Genomic DNA, 23964 nt, shown 5'->3' with positions numbered 1-23964 from the left:
CGCACAGTTTCATCTTTGCAAATGCATAGTCCAACCTGAGCTAATAGACACTCGTAAGGCGGTTCCGCAGGCCGGCCCGACTGGGGCCGGCGCCCGGAACAGCGTATGATGGATGCTTTGTGCAATAGCCTTGAGGAACTGCCTAACGTGACTACATCAACGATCCGACCGCCCGCCCGTCCCAACAGGCGGGCTACCGGTCCCGTTGTAAAGTCCACCTTCCGACCCGAAATCCAGGGCCTCCGCTCCCTCGCCGTCCTCATGGTTGTGAGCTACCACATCTGGATTGGGCGGGTGTCAGGCGGGGTAGATGTCTTCCTGCTGATCTCGGCATTCCTCATGACTCTTCAGTTCACCAGCCGCTTCAAACAGCGGCGTCCGATGGACTTGCTGCGGCACTGGCTGCACTTGTTCAGGCGTCTGCTCCCGGCAGTGGTGGTTGTACTCTTCGGAACACTGGCTGCTACTTTTGCGTTCCTGCCTGCCACCCGCTGGGTGGAAGTGGTCAATCAGGCTTGGGCCTCACTTTTCTATTACGAGAATTGGCTCCTGCAGACTCTTGCGGTCAACTACTACGCAACAGATCACAGCCTGGCCAGTCCTGTACAGCACTTCTGGTCGCTTTCCATCCAAGCCCAGGTATTCATTCTCTGGCCGGTGATCTTCGCCGTGATGGCGGTCATCTGCCGCAAATTCGATCTCCGGTACCGGGCTTCGCTCGCGTACGTTTTTGCGCTCATCTTCGTCGTTTCCCTGACGTACTCCATCATCTTTACGGCGAACAACCAGGCGGTGGCTTACTTCGACACCTTCGCCCGGCTATGGGAATTCGCCCTCGGAACACTCGTTGCCTTGATCTTGCCTGCCTTGGACTTTTCCAAACCTGTCCGCGTGGCAATGGGATGGATCGGCGTTGCCGCCATGCTCAGCTGCGGCATCCTGCTGCAGGTCCAGACCGCGTTCCCCGGCTTTGTTGCGCTCTGGCCAACCCTGGCTGCCGTTGCAGTGATCGCAGCGGGACAGACTGGTAGCCGCTTCGGCGTGGATCGGATCCTGAGCTCCAAATTCCTGGTTCGGCTTGGCGATAATTCCTATGCCCTCTATCTCTGGCACTGGCCCATCCTGGTGATCGCCTTGGCTTGGAGCGGCAAGGATCATGCGGGTTGGCTTTCCGGCACGGCGATTGTGGCGTTGGCACTGATCCTGGCGTTCCTGACCACGAAGTATGTGGAGAAGCCATTCCGCGAGTGGAAGTGGCCCGAGGTGAAGCGTCGCCGCGCAGCCATCTCGATCGCAGTGTGCCTGGCCGTGGCATGCACCCCGTTGCTCGGCTTCCAGTACAAGCAGTATCTGGACCAGAAGGCCGCTGATACGCAGGCATTCAACGACAACCCGGGAGCGCATGCCCTCCTACCCGGGTACGTGGACCAAGTCAGCCAGGATGCGAAGACGCTCCCTACCGCAGAGCAACTACCTGAGGACTGGGCCCACCTTGGTGGGACGTGCGAGGGAGCGTCCCAGCCCGAAGACAAGACGCTGCAGGAGAACTGCCAGCAGAACGACGTGGGCGACGACGCCACCAAGAGCATTGTGGTCCTGGGTGATTCGCACGCCCAGCAATGGCTTGCGGCGCTCGGTCCCCTCGCTGAGGCTCAGCACTGGAAGGTTACGGCCCTCCTTTTGGGCGGATGCCCGTTCATGCCGGAGAACCCGGACGCTGACAAGCACTGCAATGATTTCAACTCGGCGGCTTTCAAGTACGTGGCAGCCCACACCCCGGATTCGGTGTTCATGGTGGGCACCAAGGCGGCTCCGTCGTCACCGGATGAGGAGCTGGTATACGGCTTTGAACAGTCGGTCACCAACTTCAACGACCTCGGCATCCAAGTGGTGGCCATCCGGGACAACCCACGCTACGACCACAACGTCACCGAATGTGCACTGTCCAAGGGCGTGGACAGCCCTGACTGCAAGTCTGACCTGCATGACGTCCTGGCCGCAGAGAGCCCCTTCGCCTCTGTGCAGGGAAAGTTTGGAAATGCAGCATTCCTGGATATGACAGATCTCCTCTGCAATGGTGTCCAGTGCCCCAGCGTCATAGGAAATGTGTTCGTCTACCTGGACGACAACCACTTGTCCAAGACCTACGTCACCAGCATGGGTGAGATGTTCGATGAAAGGTGGTTTGCCGCGACGGGGTGGGAGCGATGAGCGAGAACGTGAAAGCAGCTGCACCTTTGGGTGGCAATTCCACCACAGCGAAGCCCACGACGGCGGAACGCACCTTCCGCCCCGAGGTCCAGGGCCTGCGGGCCCTGGCGGTGTTGATGGTAGCGGCTTACCACATTTGGCTGGGCCGGGTGTCCGGTGGTGTCGACGTCTTTTTGCTCATCTCGGCTTTCCTGATGACCCTGTCCTTTACGCGGAAGCTCGAAAACCATAAGCCCCTGAGGCTCGTGCAACACTGGCTCCACGTGTTCAAGCGGCTGCTGCCCGCCGTCGTCGTTGTCTTGTTGGCGGTTCTGACCGCAACGTGGGCTTTTGTCCCGCAGAGCCGGTGGCCGGATGTGCTCGCCGAGGCCTGGGCCTCCCTGCTGTACCGGCAGAACTGGCAGCTTGCGGACTCTGCCGTTGATTACTATGCCCAGGACCACTCCGGAGCGAGTCCCCTTCAACACTTTTGGTCCCTGTCCGTCCAGGGCCAGGTCTTTATCCTGTGGCCGCTGATTTTCGCGGCGGTGGCCCTGCTGCAGCCGCAACTGGCAAAGCTGTTCCCGGGCCGTAAGGTCATGGAACACCGGCAGCTGCTGTTCATGGCGTTCGGCCTGGTCTTTGTGGCCTCGCTGATCTATTCCATCGACCAGACGGCCAACAACCAGGCCTATGCCTATTTCGATACCCGGACAAGGCTGTGGGAATTTGCGCTGGGTTCCCTGCTGGCGCTGGCTCTCCCGTACCTCAAACCGGGACGGCGGCTTCGGGTCTTCCTGGGTTGGGCAGGGTTGGCCGCCATGCTCTCGTGTGGCTTGATCCTGACGGTGGACCGTTCCTTCCCGGGATTCGTGGCCCTCTGGCCCACGCTCGCGGCATCAGCCGTTATTGTCGCCGGCCAGAGCATCAGCCGGTTTGGTGCGGACCGCGTGCTCAGCTCAAAGCCCCTGGTCCTGGTGGGCAACAATTCCTATGCCTTGTACTTGTGGCACTGGCCTGTGCTGGTGTTCTTCCTGCTCGTCACGGAGTCCACAAGCCCCAACCTCCTGGAGGGCCTGGGCATCATGGCGGTATCCATGGTGTTGGCCGTGGCCACCACACGGTATGTCGAGGTGCCGATGCGCCGCTGGCAGTGGCCGGACGCACGGTCCTGGCGGGCCGCCGTGGTCGTTGGTTCCTGCGGTGCGCTGCTGGCGCTGCCGATGACCGCCTGGCAGGGTGCCATCGCCGCCGAAAGCGTCGCGATTGCGGATCAGCCAAAGGAACTGACGCCGGGTGCTGCAGCGCTGTCGCCTGAGTTCGCGGGCCAAGCGACTCCTAAGGCAATGATCATTCCCGCACCTTCCGCCATGAAGGATGAGTGGGCGGACATCGATGGCCTGTGTACTGGCGCGAACGTCCCGTCAGATCCTTTGCTGGCGGGTTGCCTCCAGAATGCTGAACCGGAAGTAGTGACCAAGAGGATCGTGGTCCTGGGCGATTCCCATGCCCAGCAGTACATGGCCGCCCTGGGCCCCATAGCCAAGGAGCATGGTTGGGAAGTGGTGACCCTGTTGAAGGGGAACTGCCGGTTCGGTGCCGACTCTCCTGAACGCACCAGCGACTGCAACGACTTCAACAAGGCAAGTGCCGCTTACGTCATGGAGCACAAACCCGATGCAGTGTTCACTGTGGCGTCACTGACTCATGTCACGGCCCCTTTCGAGACCGAAGTGCCCGGCTATTTGGAAGGGATCAAGCCCTTCACGGATGCAGGAATCGACGTCGTGGGTGTCCGTGACAACCCGCGGTTCAGCATCAATATGCCCGAGTGCGTGCAAAAGAAGGGGCCCGATTCGCCCGACTGTAACCCTCCTTTGGAAGATTCCCTGGCTGCATCCTCGCCCTTGGACGATTACGCGGGCAAGGTGGATCGGTTGTACTTGATGGACATGAGCGACTTCATCTGCCAGCGGGGAACGTGTCCGGCCGTGGTGGGCAATGTGTATGTCTACAAGGACGACAACCACCTCACCAAGACCTATGTACAGAGCATGATCCCGATGTTCGAGGAGCGGCTCCTCGCCGCGACGGGGTGGTCCTGAGCGCTAGCCTCGCCACCCTCAGGAGCATGGAACGCACGACGTCGGCCTGCCGCCAGTGCTATTGCTCACACTCAGGCGTCGCGGAATATGGCGATCGCCGCGAAGGTTCTACTATTTATTCAATACCCGAAGCACCTTCGCCTTGCAGTACCTCATGCACAGGCCCGTATTTTATGCACAGGCCAGTCCCGTAATGACGGGCTGGTCATCAGTTGCAACCCCTACCAGTTATAGCCCCCAGAACCCAGGTAAGAGGCCGCACTCATGACCCAGCCCGAACACGATCCCTTTGGCTTTGTAGGCCTGACGTACGACGACGTCCTGCTCCTCCCCGGACACACCGATGTGATCCCCTCTGATGCAGACACGTCCTCACGCATTTCCAAGCGAATCACGGTGCAGACGCCGTTGCTGTCCGCTGCCATGGACACCGTCACGGAGTCCCGCATGGCAATCGCCATGGCCCGCCAGGGTGGCCTGGGCGTAGTGCACCGCAACCTGTCCATCGATGACCAGGCTGAGCATGTGGACCGCGTCAAGCGCAGCGAATCCGGCATGATCACCAACCCGCTGACCATTGGCCCGCAGGCCACGCTGCAGGAACTGGACGAGCTCTGCTCCCGTTACCGCGTTTCCGGCCTTCCCGTTGTGGACACTGACGGGCGGCTTCTGGGCATCGTCACCAACCGCGACACCCGGTTCATTCCGGAATCTGAATTCCCGCTGCGAAGCGTCAGCGATGCCATGACCAAGATGCCGCTCATCACCGGCCATGTGGGCATCAGCCGCGAGGAAGCCTCGCACAAGCTGGCCACCAACAAGATCGAGAAGCTCCCCCTCGTTGACGAGCAGGGCCGCCTCAAGGGCCTCATCACCACCAAGGACTTCACCAAGGCAGAGCAGTACCCGCTGGCCACCAAGGACGATGAGGGCCGACTGCGTGTAGGTGCTGCCATCGGCTTCTTCGGCGACGGTTGGGAGCGCGCCATGAAGCTCATCGACGCCGGCGTGGACGCACTCTTCGTGGACACTGCCAACGGCCACTCCCAAGGTGTGCTGGACATGATCCGCCGCCTGAAGTCGGACCCGATTGCTGCCCACGTGGACATCATTGGTGGCCAGGCTGCCACGCGTGAAGGTGCCCAGGCCCTGATTGACGCCGGTGCCGATGGCATCAAGGTCGGTGTGGGCCCAGGCTCCATCTGCACCACACGTGTTGTAGCCGGTGTCGGCGTTCCCCAGATCACGGCCATCTACGAATCCGCGAAGGCTGCCATCCCGGCGGGCGTGCCGCTGATTGCCGACGGCGGCCTCCAGTACTCCGGTGACATCGGTAAGGCACTCGTGGCCGGCGCCGACACCGTCATGCTCGGCTCATTGCTGGCTGGTTGTGAAGAGTCGCCCGGCGAGCTCATCTTCGTCAACGGCAAGCAGTTCAAGAGCTACCGCGGCATGGGCTCCCTTGGCGCCATGCAGTCGCGTGGCAAGAACACGTCCTACTCCAAGGACCGCTATTTCCAGGCCGACGTCTCCGGTGATGACAAGCTCATCCCGGAAGGCATCGAAGGCCGCGTCGCGTTCCGTGGCCCGCTGGCATCCGTGGCGTACCAGTTGGTGGGCGGCCTCCGCCAGACCATGTTCTACACCGGCGCTCCCACGATTCCCGAGCTCAAGGCACGCGGCAAGTTCGTCCGGATCACGCCTGCCGGCCTGAAGGAATCGCACCCGCACGATATCCAGATGACGGTGGAGGCACCCAACTACGGTTCCCGCTGACCACTACTGTTCCCCGTGGACTTGTCCGCGGGGAACAGCTGTTTAAGGGCCGCACCGGAAATGTCTGTGGGTAGGAATAGGCTGGGGACATGTCCGAAAAGCCCGCACAACCGCGGCACCCGGAGTCAGTCCGGCTGAACCCAGTCCAACCCGGCAAAGCGCCCCGCAAGCTGGCCCTCCGGCCGTACGCACGCGCCGTCGGGCAGGTCCTGAAGGTGAGTTTCAAGGCTTCACCGGTTGCAGTCATCATGAAAGTGGCTGGCTCCCTGATTTCGGCCACGCTGCCGCTGGTAACCACCTACTTTGCCGCGTTGACCACCACGGCGCTGGCCGCCGGTTACGCGGGAGATCCCGACGCCGGTCCACGGGCAATTCTGTACGTCATCATTACTGCGGCGCTGGGACTGTTCTGGGGCGCCTTCAGCAGCGTGGACCGGTACATCCAGCAGCTGATGAGCTTCAAAGTGGGCGCGATCGTCGGCGACATGATGTATGAGCGCTTCCTTGCCTTGGAGTTCTGGCGTTATGACGACAAAGAAACGGTGGACCTCTACGATCGCGCCAAGCGGTTCTCCGATTCCTATGCCCGGGTCCTGGACAGGATCGCGGCCATCTTTACGCAGTTGGTTTCAGTCATCCTGGCAGTCGGTGCGCTGTTGTTGGTCAGTTGGTGGATCGCCGTCATTGTCCTCATTGCAATCGTCCCGAGCGTCTACTTGCAGTTCAAGCTCTCAAGAGAGCAAATAGCCCATTGGAATACCCAGGTGGATTCCCGGCGGCAACGGCGAATGATTGAGACGAACCTCCTGCGGCCCCAGCACATTGCCGAGATGCGGCTATACGGAATCGTGGGCTATTTGATGGACCTGCGGTCACGGCTTCGGGACGCTGACGAGCGCAGGCGGCTGGACTTCCAGAAACGCTACATTCCCAAGCAACTCGCGGCGGACGCCCTGCAGTATGGGGCCGAAGTTGTGTCCTTGATTTGGGTGGTGGGACAAATCATCGCCAGGGCCCAGCCGGTAGGGCAGTTCCTTTACATCCAACAGATCGTCAGCCGGGCTCTGTCCACCGCCAACAACCTGGTCTCGTCACTGAGTTCCATCGACGAAGACCTCGCCAACCTCAAGGACTACGAGCTCTTCATGACGCTTCCAGTGCCCACCGGCCATGAGCCTCCGTTGGCAAAGTCGCCTTCCGTAGTGGCAATGCGGGACATCCGGTTCAGCTATACGGGGAGTGACATTGAGGTTATCAAGGGCATATCGCTGACCATCAGGGCAGGCCAGCACATTGCCATAGTTGGCGAGAACGGCGCAGGAAAATCCACGCTGATCCGGATCCTGGCCGGTCTGTACCGGCCGGATTCAGGCCAAGTACTGCTCGACGGCGTCGATCTCACCGGTATCGACGTCACCAGTTGGCACCGGCACCTCGCGGTCCTGAGCCAGGAGTTCCTGAAGTATGAATTCGCCACTGCGGCGGAGAACATCTACCTGGGCGATGTCGATCAACCCCGGGACGAGCAACGCATCCGAAGGGCAGCATCAGACGCCGAGGCCATGGAGTTCATCAACAAGCTGCCCAATGGCCTGGAAAACCATGTGAGCAATTGGATGGAGGATCCCCGCGGGCGCAAGGGGAGTGGCCTCTCCGGCGGTCAATGGCAGCGACTCGCCATGGCACGGAACTTCTACCGGGATGCCTCCTTCATGGTCATGGACGAACCGACGTCGGCCATTGATGCTTTGGCTGAGCATCGGATCTTCACCCGGCTTTTCGCGGACCGGAACAGCACCATCATTGCCATCAGCCACCGGCTTGCCACCATCGAAAAGGCAGATGTTGTGTACATGCTCGAGGATGGGCGTATTGCCGAACAGGGGACCCACAAGGAGCTTGTGGCCTTGAGGGGCCGCTACTTCCGGATGTTCGAATCCCAGCTCACCGTGGAGGAGACCAGCCAGAACACCCCGTAAGAGCGGATTGGAACAAAACGGTGGCTTGGTTTTGGTGGGATAAACTCGAGCAGTGACTTATGAGATTGAGATTGGCCGTGGCAAGCGTGGGCGTCGTGCCTACTCCCTGGATGACATCGCGATCGTTCCGAATCGTCGGACGCGTGACCCGAAGGACGTCTCTGTCTCCTGGCAGATCGACGCCTATAAGTTCGATATGCCGGTGATTGCTGCCCCCATGGACTCTGTGATGTCGCCGGACACGGCCATTGCCTTGGGCCGTTTGGGTGGTCTTGGCGTCCTGGACCTTGAAGGTCTCTGGACCCGGTACGAAAACCCACAGAAGGTGCTCGACGAAATCGCCGGACTGGCCAACGAAACCAGCAGCCCGGCCGTCACGCGCCGGATGCAGGATCTGTACCAGGCGCCCATCCAGCCAGAGCTCATCAGCTCCCGCCTGGCCGAGATCCGCGCCGCAGGCGTCACCGTGGCCGGCTCCTTGACCCCGCAGCGCACCCAGGAACACTACAAGACCGTGGTGGCCGCCGGCGTCGATATCTTCGTCATTCGTGGAACCACAGTCTCCGCGGAGCACGTGTCCAGGAATCACGAGCCACTGAACCTTAAGCAGTTCATCTACGAACTCGATGTCCCTGTGATCGTTGGTGGAGCGGCTGGTTACACACCGGCCCTGCACCTCATGCGCACGGGTGCCGCGGGCGTCCTGGTTGGTTTCGGCGGAGGTGCTACCACCACCACGCGCCGTGCGCTGGGCATTCATTCACCCATGGCATCGGCCATCTCAGACGTCACTGCAGCCCGCCGGGACTACATGGATGAGTCCGGTGGGCGTTATGTCCATGTCATTGCGGACGGCGGAATGGGCAGCTCGGGAGACATCGTCAAGGCCATTGCGATGGGCGCGGACGCAGTTATGCTGGGGAGCGCCCTGGCACGCGCCGAAGAAGCTCCGGGCCGCGGCTGGCACTGGGGCCCGGAAGCACACCACCTTGAATCACCCCGTGGCGACCGCGTCAACGTCGGTACAGTTGGTCCCCTGGAGGAAGTCCTCTTCGGGCCCGGGCACCACACTGACGGCACCTCCAACCTCATTGGCGCACTGCGCCGGTCCATGGCGACCACAGGGTACTCCGACCTCAAGGAGTTCCAGCGCGTGGACGTCGTAGTATCCCCATACTCGGGCAACTAGGACTTCTGCCAATCGGACCTGGCAACAAGTAGGGTAGGGGACTACCAGCTGTTGCGTTTGAGGAGGGGTCCGATGAGCAATGTCGCAGGCGGTCCGCAGGTGAATTCTCCGGGAGCATTAAGCCCGGAATCCCGTGCCGCATCCATTGAAGTCCTGAAAGCCACAGCCGAAGCCGGCAAACAGCTGGACATCCTGATTGTCGGCGGAGGCGTGGTGGGGGCTGGAGCAGCCCTGGATGCGGTGACCCGCGGCCTTACAGTTGGCATCGTCGAGGCGCGGGACTGGGCCTCGGGTACATCGTCGCGCTCGTCCAAGCTCATCCATGGTGGCCTCCGGTACCTTGAAATGCTTGATTTCGGACTGGTCCAGGAGGCCCTGCAGGAACGCGGGTTGCTGATTCAGCAGATCGCACCCCATCTTGTACGTCCTGTCCCTTTCCTCTACCCACTGACCCGTAGGTTCTGGGAGCGCCCCTATGTGGGCGCGGGCATCATGCTTTACGACACATTGGGCCTCACTTCCGGGCACAGCCGCGGGGTCCCCATGCACAAGCACCTCTTCCGGCGTGGCACCCTCAGGGCCGCCCCCAGCCTCAAGGACGATGCCTTCGTTGGTTCCATCCGCTACTACGATGCCCAAGTGGACGACGCCCGTTTGGTGGTCAACGTTGTGCGGACCGCAGCCCATTATGGTGCCCATGCTGTGAACAGGGTGCGTGTGGTGGACTTCCTCCGGGAAGGCGAACGCGTGGTGGGCGCCAAGCTGGAAAACCAGGAAGACGGCAGCGTCTTTGAAGTGCGTGCCAAGCAGGTAGTCAATGCCACGGGAGTCTGGACGGACGAAACCCAAGCCATGGTTACGGACCGGGGACAGCTCAAAGTCAGGGCATCCAAGGGCATCCACCTCGTGGTACCGCGGGACAGGTTCCAATCCACCGTTGGGCTGATCCTGCGCACGGAGAAGTCGGTGCTCTTCGTGATCCCCTGGGGCCGCCACTGGATCATCGGGACTACGGACACGGACTGGAAACTGGACAAGGCCCACCCCGCCGCGTCCAGCAAGGATATTGACTACGTCCTGGAGCACGTCAACAAGGTCCTGAAGCGGCCCCTGACCCGTGAGGACGTAGAAGGCGTTTACGCAGGACTCCGCCCGCTTCTGGCAGGCGAAAACGACTCCACCGCCAAACTCTCCCGTGAACATGTGGTGGCTCATCCGGTGCCAGGCCTGGTTGTGGTGGCCGGCGGTAAGTTCACCACCTACCGCGTCATGGCCAAGGATGCTGTTGATGAGGCCACCCGGGCGATGGATGAACGCGTTCCCTCCAGCTGCACCGAAACGATCCCATTGCTCGGTGCCGAGGGGTTCAAAGCCGCCTGGAACCGCCGCGCCCGCTCCGCGCAAGAAGCCGGCGTCCACGTTGCGCGCGTGGAACACCTGCTCAACCGCTACGGGTCCATGGCCTCTGAAGTGCTTGATCTCATCGCTGCGCAGCCCGGGCTCGGGGAGCCGCTTCCCGGGGCTGACGATTATCTTGCCGCGGAGGTGGTCTACGCCACCACCCATGAGGGCGCCCGTCATGTTCACGACGTTTTGACGCGCCGCACCCGGATCTCGATCGAAGCGTGGGACCGGGGTGTGTCAGCAGTGCCCGTAGTGGCTAAGCTGATGGGAGAAATCCTTGGCTGGAGCGAAACGCAGCGGGAAAGCGAAATCAAGCACTATCTGGCACGGGTGGAAGCTGAGCGGTTGAGCCAGCAACAACCCGATGACGAATCAGCTGACGCCGCGCGCATGGGAGTCGATGACATCGTTCCCCTTCGCTGAGCAACACAGGACCTGCGGCCGGGAGGCCACACTGGAGGGAACACGACTTGGCTGAACCACTTGACCGGTATGACGCGGAACTGACTACGCCGGACACCGTCATCTTGGAACTCGTTGCCGAGGACAAAATCGACGCTGCGGCACAACTTGCCGAGCGGCTTCATGCGGCTGGCCGGATCTCCAACCTCCAGGGCTTCCTGGAGCAAGTTCATTCCAGGGAACACCAGCTGGCTACGGGGCTTCCCGGCGGTATAGGACTGCCGCATGCCCGGAGTGAATTCGTGGACCGGATTTCCATCGCCGTGGGCGTCACCAAGTTCGGCCACGCCTTGGATTTTGGTGCCACCGATGGTCCAGCCACGCTGATCCTGCTCATTGCCACGCCGGCCAGTTCCTTCTCGGACCATTTGGAAGTCCTGGCCACTCTGGCGCGTTCGCTCTCCAAAGAGTCATTCCGGGAGTCCCTGCGCCGGGCGCACGATACCGAGGTCATTTCCGAACTCATCAACTCCAGCCTGGTGTTCTTCGACCACTGAGGTTGGCGCCCAAGGACCACTGAGATTGGCGCCCAAGGACCAGTTCCTGGGCTAAGGTTCCTACTGTTCGTTTCGTTGTTCTACAGCCGGACGAAGTACGGTTAAGGGGTGTTGAAAACCGCGCTGAAACCCCGCTGGATCGCAGGACTCGTCTTTGCGCTTCTCTTGTCCGCGGTGTTTGTGCTGCTCAGCCAGTGGCAGCTCAGCCGGTCCACCCAGCACGAAGCTCCCGTTTCGTCCAGCATTGAAGAGGTCAAGCCGCTGGTGGACGTCCTGCAGCCGGGGCAGTTTTTTCCTGGTTCTGTTTCGGACCAGATGGTTACCGCCACCGGGTCCTACGATCCTGCCAAGCAGGTCCTGGTTGAGGGCCGCCTGTACAACGGCCAGAAGGGATTCTGGATTGTCTCGGCCTTCGCGGTGGACAATGCTCCCAAACTGAGCGGTGTCGCAGCCTCGCCCAACACCTGGATTCCAGTAGCCCGGGCCTGGGTGGCCGATGCCGCCCAAGCCGGTCCGCCGCCGTCGGGCACCATCACGCTGACCGGCCGCCTGCTACCCTCTGAAGCGCCGGTGCCAAACGTCGACGCCGGTCCAGGCCGGGCGTCCGCGGTGGCCGTTGCCGAACTTATCAACATCTGGGACGTCTCCAGCTACCAGGGCTTCATTGCCGCAACATCCGAAGTAGCTGGTGGTGTTCCCGTAGCCGCCAATGACGCGGCAAAGCCCCTCAATATTCCAGCGCAGCCGCCGGAACAACAAATCAACTGGCTGAACCTCTTCTATTCCGTTGAGTGGGTGGTCTTCGCAGGATTCGCAGTGTACATCTGGTGGCGGATGGTGGCAGACGACTACCGTCGCGACCTCGAAGACGACGAGTTCGACTCACCTGACGACGGATTTGACGACGGATTCGACGAGCCATTTGACGATGACAGAGACCACCCGAACGAACCGACCAGCCCTGAACCCCAGCAACCTGGGCCAGAACAAAAGGTGCAGCAATGATTGAGCCCAAGCCGGCCATCCAGCCCGAGCAGTCCGGACCCAAGCCGAAGAAGCGCAGGTTTGGCGGAACGGAAGCCCAAATCCGTTCGGCGCTGAAGTTCTACAAGGTCATGGCCTACCTGACCGGTGCCATGCTCCTATTGCTCTGCGCCGAGCTGATTGCGCGCTACGGTTTCGGCGTTTCGCTCTTCGCTGGCGGCACGGACGCTGTTACGGGTAAGCCCTTCGGCTTCGGATTCGCCGAGTCTGAGCCCAAGGGCGTGATCGGCGGCTTCAATATCTCCACCACTGTTTTGATCGTCCACGGCTGGATGTATGTGGTGTATCTGGTGTCCAACTTCCGGCTGTGGTCCCTCCTGCGCTGGCCTTTCTCCAAGCTGGTCTTACTGGCATTGGGTGGTGTGGTTCCGTTGATGTCCTTCATCGTGGAGAAGAAGTTCCACGCCCAGGTTGAAGCGGAGCTGGCAGCGAACCCGCAGGCCTCAAAGCGCTACTAGCCGCGGCGAAGGCCGCCTGTTAGGCATCAGGATGTGAGATGCCTAACGGCTGGCCCGTAATTGACCTGTTCGGGCCCCCGCCAACGTGCACCGGGGCGGCCCGGCAAAGTAGTCTTGGTTGGTGACTACTCCCACCGCACCCCAGACTTCCCAGAAGCCGGTGCTGGTTGTTGACTACGGTGCCCAGTACGCGCAGCTGATTGCCCGCCGCGTCCGTGAAGCGAATGTGTATTCGGAAATCGTTCCGCATACCTTCACCACCGAGCAGCTTCTGGCCAAGAACCCGGCAGCCATCATCCTTTCCGGCGGACCTTCCAGCGTCTACGCAGAAGGTGCTCCGCGCGTTGGAGCGGACCTTTTTGAAGCCGGGGTGCCCGTTTTTGGTATCTGCTACGGCTTCCAGGCCATGGCCAACGCCCTGGGCGGAAAGGTGGCCCAGACGGGCCTCCGGGAGTACGGCGCCACCGAAGCACTGGTAGTTGGCGATGCCCGCTCCATCCTTGATGGCGTGCCGTCTTCACAGAACACATGGATGAGCCACGGCGACTCCGTCCATGAAGCACCCGAGGGCTTCGAAGTGCTGGCCACCACAGCCGGTGCGCCGGTAGCCGCCTTCGCCAACGAGGAAAAGCGCCTCTACGGTGTGCAGTGGCACCCCGAGGTCAAGCACTCCGTGCATGGCCAGCACGTCCTGGAGAACTTCCTGTTCAAGGGCGCAGGCCTCAAGCCCAACTGGACCACGGGCAACATCCTCGAAGAGCAGGTGGAACGTATCCGCCAACAGATCGGCGATTCCAAGGTCATCTGCGGTCTTTCCGGCGGTGTGGATTCGGCGGTTGCCGCAGCCCTGGTACAGCGAGCCGTTGGCGACCAGCTGACTTGTGTCTTCGTGGATCACGGCCTTCTTCGCGAAGGTGAAGCGGAACAGGTTGAACGCGACTTCGTCGCTGCTACGGGTGTCAATCTGTACGTTGCCAACGAGCAAGAGCGCTTCCAGTCTGCGCTGGCCGGAGTCAGCGATCCCGAGACCAAGCGCAAGATCATTGGCCGGGAATTCATCCGCGCCTTCGAGGAAGCTGAGCGGGCCATCATCGCCCAGGCAGCTGCCGAGGGTGAGAAGATCAAGTTCCTGGTCCAGGGCACGCTGTACCCCGACGTCGTCGAGTCCGGCGGCGGCGAGGGCGCTGCGAACATCAAGAGCCACCACAACGTGGGTGGGCTTCCCGAAGATCTGCAGTTCGAACTCGTCGAGCCGCTGCGCGCCCTGTTCAAGGACGAAGTCCGCGCGGTCGGAGCCCAGCTTGGCCTGCCCCAGGAAATCGTTGGCCGCCAGCCATTCCCCGGCCCTGGCCTCGGTATCCGCATCGTCGGTGAAGTCACCAAGGAACGCCTTGACCTGCTTCGCAAGGCTGACGCCATTGCCCGTGCCGAGTTGACTGCTGCCGGCTTGGACAACGACGTATGGCAGATGCCGGTGGTTCTGTTGGCTGATGTCCGCAGCGTCGGCGTCCAAGGCGATGGCCGCACCTACGGCCACCCGATCGTTCTCCGTCCGGTATCTTCCGAGGACGCAATGACGGCTGACTGGTCGCGTTTGCCGTACGACCTCCTGGCCCGCATCTCCAACCGCATTACCAACGAAGTAGATGGAGTCAACCGCGTGGTGCTGGACGTCACCAGCAAGCCGCCGGGAACCATCGAGTGGGAATAGCATTCTGAGTGGCCGGCCTCCCTTGGGAGGCCGGCCACTGTTCTTTCAGCTGTGAAATGACGGCGAATTTCGTATTGCCACAGTGTTGCGGAGCGGGCTGAAGGAGTATTCCCGCTACCCTCGAAAGTATGCCGGTATGGTCCAAGGCGTCTAAAGCTAGTACAGAAAAGAAGGCAGCAGTTGTGTCATTAGGTCAAGGCCAGGAAGAGGGCTCCGAAGAGCTCCGGAAATGGCTGTCCGGACTTAAGCCCGTTACAGGGGCGGACACGATGCTGCGTTTCGTGAAGACGCCCGAAGGCGCCATCGATCTCAGCAACGCACATCCCTCGGGCCTCGCGCAGCTGCTGGCGGGGCGTAGAACGCGGTTGTCCACGCTGATCCGCGACCGACAGCAATATCTGGTGGCGGCACGGGCCGCGCGCAACATCCGGTCCAAAATTTTTGAGCTCAGCAATGATCGCGGTATCGAGGCCGGATACCTCTCCGCGGGCACGGTGGTGTGGACTTCAGCCGTAGGTGGGAAACCCCAGCGGGTTTCGGCTCCTGTCATGCTGACCTCCATTGTCCTGACCGTTCGCCCGGGCGAGGACGATTTCGAGTTGCAGCTCACCGAGCAAGCACGCATGAACCCGGCTTTGGTGCGTCACCTGAAGACAGTCCACGGAATCGTCTTCGACGTCAATGCAGTAGCCCGCATGGCCTACAACACCGCCAGGCTGGACCCCCAGCCGGTCCTGGATCGCCTGGCTACCCTGGTTCAGCCCATTCACGGGGCCGAGGTTGAATTCAACTTGCTCGTGACCACTTTGGCTGATCTTTCAGGAAACCTGGACGATCCGTGGATCAACATGAACAACCCCACCGTGGCAGCCTTGGCAGCTGTTGCCAATGGTGGCGACATCGAGCCTGAACCCATCAAAGCGGGGCGGTTCGCCAGCCTTGATGAACGCGACCCGGCAGACGAACTGCTTTTGCTAGATGCCGACACGGACCAGCAGTATGTTGTGGACGCCGTTCGCGCAGGAGATTCGCTTGTTGTCAGCACCCCACCAGGCAGCGGCCAGACCCAGACGGCAATCAATGCGATTGGCGCCTTGGTCAGCGAAGGCAAATCCGTCCTCGTAGTGGGGGACCGGCAGTCCAGCCTTGCAGGACTATCTGCGCACCTGGAGTCGCTGGGCCTCGATTCGATGTTGTTCCGTCCGGGCAACGGCACCACACCCCAGCAGCTAAAGGGCCAGTTGGTCCGTGCCATCATGCGCAACGAAAAGGCACTGGAACCCCAGCTTGGGAACCTCCACCAGACGCTGATCGGACACCGGCATGCCCTGATGGACCATGTCGCCTCGCTCCACAACGTCCGCGAACGTTGGGGCTGCTCGCCGTACCAGGCGATGCAATCATTGGCCGAATTGACGTCCATCCACCCTGCGCCGTCCACCACAGTGCGCCTCAAGCGCAGTGTGCTGGACAACATCAAGGACCGTGAAGAACTCGCTGGCCGCTTGCGTCGCGCTGCCGAGCTGGGTAGCTTTAGCCGCTCTTCCACGTCCAGCCCCTGGTACGGTGCCCGCCTCGTAACCCGCAAGGAGACAGAAGAGGCCCAACAGCTTGCCCGTATCGCCGAGGAGAAACTTCCCGTACTGCGCGATCGTATGAAGCAGGTTTCGGATCATGCCGAGATCCGTTTGGCGGACACTTTCACCGAGTGGGGCGCGCAGCTTGAATTGCTCATTGCCGTGCGTGAGAGCCTGGACAAGTTCACTCCGGATATTTTCGATCGCCCGGTGCATGACCTCATCTCTGCAACTGCAAGCTCTGCGTGGCGGCGGGAGCGAAACCTGGAGATGCCCTCGATGCAGCGTTCGAGGCTGCGGCGGGTGGCAAAAGAGTATGTGCGGCCTGGTGTTCACATTGCGGACCTGCACAGCTCCCTGGTCCTCGTCCAGGAGCAGCGTGCTCTGTGGGCGGGCTATGCCACCACGCAACGCCACCCGGCCGTGCCGTCCGGGCTCGCCGACCTCGGGTCCTTGTACCGCGAACTCGATGGCGAGCTTCGCCGACTGGGTGAGGCACTCAAGCACACCTCTGCCGGTGGTTCGCTGCACCAGACGCCATACCTGGAACTGATGGAGCGGCTCGAACGGCTCGTAGCGGACACAGCCACGCTTGAAACGCTCCCCGAGCGCACGCTCCTGATTGAGGAGATGCGCGAGCACGGACTTGGCGAGCTGCTCGCTGACCTTGCTGCCCGTGAAGTGCCGGCCGCTTCCGTGGCAGCCGAGCTGGACCTCGCCTGGTGGCAGTCTGCTTTGGAAGCAATGATCAGTGGTGACGACTACCTCGCCATGTCCGACGGCGACTCCCTCCGCCGCCTTGAAGCTGAGTACCGCCTTGCGGACCAAGCGCACATTGCCAGTGGTGCTGCACGTTTGCGGTGGCAGTTGGCCCGGAAGTGGGGCGAGGGGATAGTGGAGCACCCCCGGCAGGCCGAGTTGCTTCGAGTCCTGCTCAAGGATGGCCGGGTTACGCTCCCGGCTCTGAGTGCCCAGGCTCCTGACCTCGTACCCATGCTTGTCCCGGTGTGGTCCGTGAGCCCCTACCTGTTGACGGGAGTTCTTCCCGCGGAGCAGAAGTTTGACGCCGTGATCATCATCGATGCTGAATCGACGTCGCTTCAGGCGGTCCTTCCGGCGATTGCGCGAGCCCGGCAGGTCATAGCCTTCGGTGACGCGAAGATCGCCAATGCCCGCACCTTCGGCGTGGCCGTGGAACCTCCGGTGGCGGGAGTGGCCAGCCATGAGACCGTGGACAGTGCGTTCAAGGCCCTGGCACGCGTCCTGCCCACTTGGCAGCTGAACTGGGTCTACCGGGCCGTCGATGAGGACCTGATCCTGCAGTTGAGCAAGAACTACTACGACGGCGGCCTCCGGCGTTTGCCCGATGGCAGTTCGGTGACGGGCCTGGATCGTTCGATCCTGGTGGAGTACATCCCCGATGGCACCGGACTCCCAGGCGCCGACCATGAGGGCGTTGAATCCGTTACGGCGGAGGTCAACCGAGTGGTAGACCTTGTCTTCGAGCATGCCAGGCTTCGGCCCCGGACTTCCTTGGCTGTGGTCACGGCCAGCCTGCGCCATGCTGCGCGGATTGGCGAGGCTATCAGGCTTCAATTGCCCAACCACCCCTTGTTGTCCGCCTTCTTCGGTGCTGGCCCCGAGTCCTTCCGCGTAGTGGACCTCGAGCGAGCCCAAGGCCTCGTGCGTGACCATGTCATTTTCTCCCTGGGCTACGGCCGGACTCCACATGGCCGCGCCTTGCACTCGTTCGGACCCCTGTCCACCGAGGGCGGACGCAACCGCTTTGCCTTGGCAATGACCCGCGCACGCCGTTCCATGCACGTCCTAAGCTGCTTCCGCCCGGAAGATCTGGATCTGGATCGCCTGGCACATGGGGCCGTGGACTTTTACGAACTGCTGGACCGGGAACTGTCCGGGAACAGCAACCTTGGAACTCCTGCCTCGCGCGCCGTTGCCAGCGAACAGGCATTGGGCGAGGACCCTCTGGTTGCCGATCTCGGCGAGAGGTTGCGGGCCAGGGGTGCGCGCGTGTGGCACCTCTATGACGGTGTGCTGGACATTGCCGCCGCCGCCGATCCCGTCCACACCATTGGACGGGAAGGCGCCGAGATTCCCACGCCCGTTGCCATCGAGTCCGATGGCACGGAACGTTACCGGCGCATGAGTGTCCGCGAACGTAGCCGTCTGAGGCCCCAGCTTCTGGAACGCATGGGCTGGCGGTACATGTCCCTGTGGACCATTGAAGTGTTCACGGATCCCTCGTCCTGCGCAGATCGAATCGGCTCCTATTTGGGACTTGAGAACCATGTTCCCCAGGCCGTGACGCCATCGGAGCATGGCTTCCTGGACATGGATGTTGAACAATTGAATCTGGACAATGCAGGTTCCTCGTATGCCAGCTCCTCCTATGGGAGTTCCTCGTACACCGGGTCCTCGTACGGCAGTTCCTCGCAAAGCAGGTCCTCGTACAGCAGTTCCTCCGCAACCCGGGCTTCGCATCGGCAAGGCCCGGGAGGTGCCCAGGCATCGCTGGAACCACAGCAGCCCGGGCAAACGGATGTGGACTGGCGCGGGGGATCGGATAGCGAACCAAGCGACGCTGAAGCCGGCAATCCAACCCGCAGTGATCCAGAGGATGGGACTGAAGCACCAGTGAATGAACAGGGAACCGGCAACGACAGCGGCTCTGACGAACAGGCCACAGCTGTGGGCGCCGAAAACGCTGAAGAGCAGGCAGAGACAAAGACGCCAGCGGCGAAGCAAGCCTCGGGTGGAATCTTGCCTACCAAGGCAGCTGAAGACGATCCCCGGCGTTGGGGCGACGAAGACAACTATGACCATGAGCAGTGGTTGAAGGAGCAAAAGCCCCCGCATTGGGGCTGATTGCGTCTTTGAATCCAAAACCTGCACCATGGATTGACCAAACCCTGGGATTGAACAAAACCTAGGGATTGACCAAAACAAAGAAAAGCTTGCCTTGCGTTGATGCGCCGGCAAGCTTTTCTGCTTGTGGGCGATCTGCAGCTACCACCATCAAGCCGTCGGTGTCGCTGGTTCCGAGCCATTGGCCGGGTTTACCTCCTTGGGCAGATGTCCATAGAACAGGGACGGACGCGGCCAGGACTTCGGTTTGCCGGGATTCGTCGTATGAACCGGCGGCGGTAAGTACTATATTCACCAGCTGTCCCGGGGACAGAAGCTGGATGGATGAAGGGTCGGCCATGCGAAGGGGGACCGCAGCTGAGCCGACAGGTGCACCGGTGAGAAGTCCCGGCCCTAGAAGGTTGGATTCAGTGGGGATCTGCCCTTTGGTCAAGGGCGAGGCAAGCTGGCGGCCCACCAGTGAAACGTGATCCTCCAGGGCTCCGGAAATCGCGAGGTCGGGCGGCACGCCAACATTGGTGAAGTCTGTCTTGGTGAGGCTTGTGCCTGCTGCGAGGTCGTGGGCAGCCACGAGAATGCTGACGCGCTGCTCAGAGACAGGGGTCAACTGTTGGACAGTAATGCCCGTGGCCAGGCAGAGCAGCAGTGCAACTGTCAGCCGACGATTCCGGGCGGCCCAGAATTTGAGGCTCTGCCTGGAGCCCAGCCTCACTTGGCGATGTGGCCCCTGGTTCCGGGGGAGGAATTGGCCAGCCCTGTTTGATGGCTTGTTCCGGGAGCGACCAAGGCCCCTGACGGGCGGACTGGCATGTTCGCGGCGGGGGAGTAGCGAAGTGGTTGACTTTAGTGGCATGACGCCACGTTAGCCACCGGGCTCGGCCGCCCAACAGCGGCCGGGTGCCCTATGTGGAAAAGTGCTGGCTAGCTGGCTGCAGCAGCGGCTGCGGGTGCAGGCGTGGCAGCTGGGGCCGGAGTGGCCGGGGAGGAGGGCGCAGCGGAGACGGTGCTGCCCTTGGCATCGCGCGAATCCGTGCGGTAGAAGCCCGAGCCCTTAAAGACAACGCCGACGCTGTTGAACTTCTTGCGAAGCGCGCCCTTGCATTCAGGGCACTCCGTCAGGGAGCTGTCAGAGAAGGACTGGACGATGTCAAAGGCATGGTCACAGTCTTTGCAGGCGTATGCATATGTGGGCACTGAGTTCCTCCTTCAGGACAAAGTTCAGGTCCTGTGGAGCCGTGGCGGAGAATCTCCGCATTAGCAGTCGCAGGGCCTGAGTGCCAATTCTATCATCCCCATCCGGCTCATTCGCTATCTGCCAAGTCGATATAAATGCGAGACCTCACGTATGCGTCAATCCAGGTCACTCCCACCGCCAAGCGTGATGATTCCCGAGGGCGTCAACGCGTCCGGCACCGGGCGGTCAAAGGGCTCGGCGGGAATAGCTCCGGAAGGCAACACATCGTCGTCGTACACCACCGCAATGGTGGGCGGCCGCCCACCGGAATTGTCCAGGTGTTGGAGGAGACGGTCGTAGTAGCCGCCGCCTTGTCCGATGCGGTTGCCATCCCGGTCCACGGCGGTGGCCGGCATGAAGATGCCCGCAACAGCGCTCACCACAGCACTGTCCAAACGCTCACCTTCGGGTTCGTCGATGGGTGCGTAGTCGGACCGGACGAATGCTGTCTCCGGCGTCCAGTACACCCAGCTCAACTGGCGGCCGGCCTCGCAAACCGGAAGCAGGACCTGGTGGCCGGCGTCGTGGAGCCCTGCTATCAGGGGCATGGTTGGGGGTTCGTGGGAGACACCCACGTAGATGGCGAAGGTCCTGGGCGATCCGGCCGAAATTTTCCGGGCCCATGCCAAGCCGTGCCGCGCAATCGATTCGCCGGCTTGGGCTAGTTGCTCCTTGGAGAGGCTGCGCCTGTATAGGCGTCGGCTGCTGCGGATGTCTTCCTTCGATGCCATTTTTGTCCGATCATGAGATTCCCGAGGGCTGCCGTGGTCTACGTAAAGCAGCAAATCCGCTCAATTTCAAGGGTTCTTTCTGCGTCTTGCCACGGCGAGGGTTTACCCGTTGATGTATTCCTTCCGTTACATTAGTCCGGTGACTCTCGATAACAATGCTGTCCGTAAGGCCGTCATCCCCGCAGCGGGTCTTGGTACCAGGTTCCTCCCCGCCACAAAGGCGATGCCGAAGGAAATGCTGCCCGTGGTTGACAAGCCAGCCATCCAGTACGTCGTCGAAGAAGCGGTGAAGGTTGGCCTGCACGACGTCCTGATGATCACCGGGCGCAGCAAGCGCGCCCTGGAAGATCACTTTGACCGTGTGCCGGCGTTGGAAGCAACGCTGGCAGAGAAGGGCGATACGGCCAAGCTTGAAGCCATCCAGTCCGCCACCAACCTGGGCGACATCCACTACGTCCGCCAGGGCGACCCCAACGGCCTCGGCCATGCGGTCCTTCGTGCAAAGCAGCACGTCGGGCACGAGCCCTTCGCCGTCTTGCTGGGCGATGACCTGATTGATCCCCGCGAGGACCTGCTCAGCGAAATGATCGCTGTCCAGCAGAAGACGGGCGGTTCCGTTGTTGCCCTCATTGAAGTTGAGCCGTCCAAGATCAGCGCCTACGGTTGCGCCGACGTCGAGGAAAACGATGAGGACGGCTACGTCCGCATCAAGCAGCTGGTGGAAAAGCCGTCCCCCGAAGAAGCTCCATCAAACCTCGCGGTGATCGGCCGTTACGTTCTCCACCCGGCAGTGTTTGACGTTCTGGAAAACACTGCTCCCGGACGCGGCGGAGAGATCCAGCTGACGGATGCCCTTGAGGTTCTGGCTGCCGGGGAAGGTGAAGGCTACGGCGTTTATGGCGTTGTCTTCCGTGGACGCCGCTATGACACCGGTGACAAGCTGAGCTACTTGAAGGCCTGCATCGAGTTGGCATGCGAACGCGATGACCTGGGGCCCGAGCTCCGCGAGTGGCTGCCCAGCTTCACCGCCGGTCTTCCCAAATAACACCGGTGTACGGCTCTGCGATCTGGCCGGTAACGCTGGAAAGCGGAGCCTTGGTGCTCCGGCCAATCCGTTACCGCGACAAGCGGGAGTGGTCTGAAGTCCGTTCGCGGAACAGTGAATGGCTTGCGCCTTGGGAGGCGTCCAATCCTGCGCCGGGTGGGCGCCTGCCCAGTTACCGCCAAATGGTGGCATCCCTGAATGCTCAAGCCCGGCAGTCCACGGCCTTGCCCTTCCTCATCACAGAGCGGACCGAGGGTTTCCGTGATCCTCAAATTGTGGGCCAGTTGACGGTCTCATCCATCGTGTGGGGTTCGGCAATGATGGCCACCCTCGGCTACTGGGTTGATAAGGAACGCGCCGGGCACGGTATTGCTCCCACTGCAGTTGCGATGGCTACGGACCACTGCTTCCGGACCCTTGGCCTGCACAGGATGGAAATCAATATCCGGCCTGAGAACGCGCCCAGTCTCAGGGTGGTGGAAAAGCTCGGATTCCGGGACGAGGGCTACCGGCAGAGATACCTGCACATCAATGGCGAGTGGGCGGATCATCGCTCTTTCGCGCTTACGTCGGAGGAAGTTCCGCTGGGACTCCTTGACGGGTGGCTCAGAGGAAGAACAGGCAGCTCATAGGCCCTTTTGAGCCGTATCTCCATTCATTTGCGGACTCGCCGACGACACACCGACCGCAATGCCGCCGCCCCTGATGATTTGCTTCTACGGTTTTGAATGTGGACTTCCCTCTCAGCAGCTCAGTGATACTCGTGGTCACTGTCGCGCTTTGGATGGTATGGGTCGCTCCTTACGTTCTTCGGAACAGACGGCAGCAGGTCCAGGCAGCCGCTGTTTCAGCAGAGGCATTTGACGACGAACCAGACGAAACGCAGGCAGGGGTGGTACTGACTTTGGCACCCCGGCAGGAGAAACCGATGGAGACCATGCACAGCAAAGCACCGGCGTCGCCCCAGGAATCCAGCATGGCTGAGTCGTCTACCAAGAAGCCGCCCGCCACTCCCTTTACGATCCGTTATGCCCGGCTCACCTTGGCCTTGGCCGGCCTTGCCTTATTGCTGACTGCCATTGTTTCGGGTGTGCTGCGGCTGTTCGGCACCGGTACCATCTGGCTGCCGTTGGTGTCGTTCGTGGGTTCGGTACTTGCCGTGGTGACTTTGCGTCGACTCGCCCTCCGGGATCTTCGGGAACGGCGCGCGCGTCGGGCTGCACCAGTGGTGCCTATCAAAACCCCTGCACGGTACCTGCCAAAGGAACCGCCTGTCGAAGCCAAGGAAACTCCGGTTTTCGATGCTGAGGCTGGAAAGCTCGAAGCCGCACGCCTTTCGGCCGTGGAACTACGCCAGGCTGCCTTGGCTGTTGCCCTGGCTGCTGGCGACAAGTCCGTTGGTGACAAGTCTGCTGAAGCGGCGGCAGGTTCCGAAGATGCCAGCTGGGAACCGGTTGAGGTTCCCAAGCCCACCTATGTTGGTGCCGCCAAGGCCCCGCGCCCCGCTCCGGAGCCCTTGGATCTTCCTGAAGCTCCCAAGCCTGTGGGCAAGCCGGTGCTAAAGCAAAGCGTTGAGCAGGCGGAGGCCGCAGCAGCTGCGCAGGTGCGTACCGCATCCAAGGGGCAGAGTGCCCTGAGCAACCTGGATGATGTCCTGCAGCGTCGCCGCGCCTAGC

The 23964-nt window shown here is 61.5% G+C and carries 17 protein-coding genes; 14 read left to right on the top strand and 3 right to left on the bottom strand.

Going from position 1 to position 23964, the window contains the following annotated elements; genetic code table 11:
- The first annotated feature begins 108 nt into the window (after nt 1–108).
- The 11 genes from LDN90_RS17755 (at nt 109) to LDN90_RS17705 (ending at nt 19278) form a co-directional block, all read left to right on the top strand.
- A complete protein-coding gene (locus LDN90_RS17755) occupies nt 109–2211 on the top strand; it encodes an acyltransferase family protein (RefSeq protein ID WP_223949328.1) in 2103 nt (700 codons plus the stop codon).
- Complete coding sequence (locus tag LDN90_RS17750) at nt 2208–4295, top strand: acyltransferase family protein (protein ID WP_223946518.1); 2088 nt, start codon at nt 2208–2210, stop codon at nt 4293–4295. The genes LDN90_RS17755 and LDN90_RS17750 overlap by 4 nt, the downstream gene beginning before the upstream one ends.
- 264 nt (nt 4296–4559) lie before the next feature.
- Nucleotides 4560–6071 carry an IMP dehydrogenase gene (gene guaB, locus LDN90_RS17745; RefSeq protein ID WP_216925140.1) on the top strand — a complete coding sequence of 504 codons (1512 nt, stop codon included), beginning with the start codon at nt 4560–4562 and terminating at the stop codon, nt 6069–6071.
- An 89-nt stretch (nt 6072–6160) separates the two neighbouring features.
- Complete coding sequence (locus tag LDN90_RS17740) at nt 6161–8050, top strand: ABC transporter ATP-binding protein (RefSeq protein ID WP_223946517.1); 1890 nt, start codon at nt 6161–6163, stop codon at nt 8048–8050.
- 52 nt (nt 8051–8102) lie between these two features.
- Nucleotides 8103–9239 carry a GuaB3 family IMP dehydrogenase-related protein gene (locus tag LDN90_RS17735; RefSeq protein WP_216925142.1) on the top strand — a complete coding sequence of 379 codons (1137 nt, stop codon included), beginning with the start codon at nt 8103–8105 and terminating at the stop codon, nt 9237–9239.
- 72 nt (nt 9240–9311) lie between these two features.
- Nucleotides 9312–11066 carry a glycerol-3-phosphate dehydrogenase/oxidase gene (locus LDN90_RS17730; protein WP_216925143.1) on the top strand — a complete coding sequence of 585 codons (1755 nt, stop codon included), beginning with the start codon at nt 9312–9314 and terminating at the stop codon, nt 11064–11066.
- Between the two features lie 47 nt (nt 11067–11113).
- On the top strand, nt 11114–11602 hold the full coding sequence (locus LDN90_RS17725) for a PTS sugar transporter subunit IIA (protein WP_216925144.1): 489 nt from the start codon (nt 11114–11116) through the stop codon (nt 11600–11602).
- A gap of 108 nt (nt 11603–11710) precedes the next feature.
- Complete coding sequence (locus LDN90_RS17720) at nt 11711–12607, top strand: SURF1 family protein (RefSeq protein ID WP_223946516.1); 897 nt, start codon at nt 11711–11713, stop codon at nt 12605–12607.
- Entirely contained in the window at nt 12604–13104 is a 501-nt protein-coding gene (locus LDN90_RS17715) for a DUF3817 domain-containing protein (RefSeq protein ID WP_216925146.1), read from the top strand. Before LDN90_RS17720 ends, LDN90_RS17715 begins: the two co-directional genes overlap by 4 nt.
- Before the next feature lie 121 nt (nt 13105–13225).
- Nucleotides 13226–14815, top strand: a complete 1590-nt coding sequence (gene guaA / locus LDN90_RS17710) for a glutamine-hydrolyzing GMP synthase (RefSeq protein ID WP_223946515.1) — start codon at nt 13226–13228, stop codon at nt 14813–14815.
- Nucleotides 14816–14943: 128 nt separating this feature from the next.
- Nucleotides 14944–19278, top strand: coding sequence for a DUF4011 domain-containing protein (locus LDN90_RS17705; protein ID WP_223946514.1), 4335 nt, complete (start codon nt 14944–14946; stop codon nt 19276–19278).
- A 61-nt stretch (nt 19279–19339) separates the two neighbouring features.
- On the opposite strand, the gene LDN90_RS17700 is transcribed toward LDN90_RS17705, so the two are convergent.
- The 3 genes from LDN90_RS17700 to LDN90_RS17690 form a co-directional block, all read right to left on the bottom strand.
- The gene (locus LDN90_RS17700) at nt 19340–19990 is read right to left on the bottom strand and encodes an RcpC/CpaB family pilus assembly protein (protein WP_308169354.1); all 651 of its coding nucleotides are present in this window, start codon (nt 19988–19990) and stop codon (nt 19340–19342) included.
- 209 nt (nt 19991–20199) lie between these two features.
- Nucleotides 20200–20472: an FmdB family zinc ribbon protein gene (locus LDN90_RS17695; protein WP_216925150.1), complete on the bottom strand. Its 273-nt coding sequence runs from the start codon at nt 20470–20472 to the stop codon at nt 20200–20202.
- 156 nt (nt 20473–20628) lie between these two features.
- Nucleotides 20629–21243, bottom strand: coding sequence for a 5-formyltetrahydrofolate cyclo-ligase (locus tag LDN90_RS17690; protein ID WP_223946513.1), 615 nt, complete (start codon nt 21241–21243; stop codon nt 20629–20631).
- Nucleotides 21244–21382: 139 nt separating this feature from the next.
- Between LDN90_RS17690 and galU the strand changes: the two genes are divergently transcribed.
- From galU to LDN90_RS17675, 3 genes are all read left to right on the top strand, one after another.
- Nucleotides 21383–22288, top strand: a complete 906-nt coding sequence (gene galU, locus LDN90_RS17685) for a UTP--glucose-1-phosphate uridylyltransferase GalU (RefSeq protein ID WP_216925152.1) — start codon at nt 21383–21385, stop codon at nt 22286–22288.
- Between the two features lie 5 nt (nt 22289–22293).
- Complete coding sequence (locus LDN90_RS17680) at nt 22294–22920, top strand: GNAT family protein (protein WP_223946512.1); 627 nt, start codon at nt 22294–22296, stop codon at nt 22918–22920.
- A 131-nt stretch (nt 22921–23051) separates the two neighbouring features.
- On the top strand, nt 23052–23963 hold the full coding sequence (locus LDN90_RS17675; protein WP_223949327.1) for a hypothetical protein: 912 nt from the start codon (nt 23052–23054) through the stop codon (nt 23961–23963).
- Nucleotide 23964: the final 1 nt, after the last annotated feature.

It is taken from the genome of Arthrobacter sp. NtRootA1 (genome assembly GCF_019976975.1).
GTDB lineage: Bacteria > Actinomycetota > Actinomycetes > Actinomycetales > Micrococcaceae > Arthrobacter > Arthrobacter aromaticivorans.
Note: the sequence above shows the minus strand (reverse complement) of the source record. Positions and strands in the feature narration are given on the sequence as shown.

What these genes read in the sequence shown, in the direction of transcription:
- LDN90_RS17755 (WP_223949328.1), top strand. Translation starts at nt 109, where the DNA reads ATGGATGCTTTGTGCAATAGCCTTGAGGAACTGCCTAACGTGACTACA.
- LDN90_RS17750 (WP_223946518.1), top strand. Translation starts at nt 2,208, where the DNA reads ATGAGCGAGAACGTGAAAGCAGCTGCACCTTTGGGTGGCAATTCCACC.
- guaB (WP_216925140.1), top strand. Translation starts at nt 4,560, where the DNA reads ATGACCCAGCCCGAACACGATCCCTTTGGCTTTGTAGGCCTGACGTAC.
- LDN90_RS17740 (WP_223946517.1), top strand. Translation starts at nt 6,161, where the DNA reads ATGTCCGAAAAGCCCGCACAACCGCGGCACCCGGAGTCAGTCCGGCTG.
- LDN90_RS17730 (WP_216925143.1), top strand. Translation starts at nt 9,312, where the DNA reads ATGAGCAATGTCGCAGGCGGTCCGCAGGTGAATTCTCCGGGAGCATTA.
- LDN90_RS17715 (WP_216925146.1), top strand. Translation starts at nt 12,604, where the DNA reads ATGATTGAGCCCAAGCCGGCCATCCAGCCCGAGCAGTCCGGACCCAAG.
- LDN90_RS17705 (WP_223946514.1), top strand. Translation starts at nt 14,944, where the DNA reads ATGCCGGTATGGTCCAAGGCGTCTAAAGCTAGTACAGAAAAGAAGGCA.
- LDN90_RS17690 (WP_223946513.1), bottom strand. Translation starts at nt 21,243, where the DNA reads ATGGCATCGAAGGAAGACATCCGCAGCAGCCGACGCCTATACAGGCGC.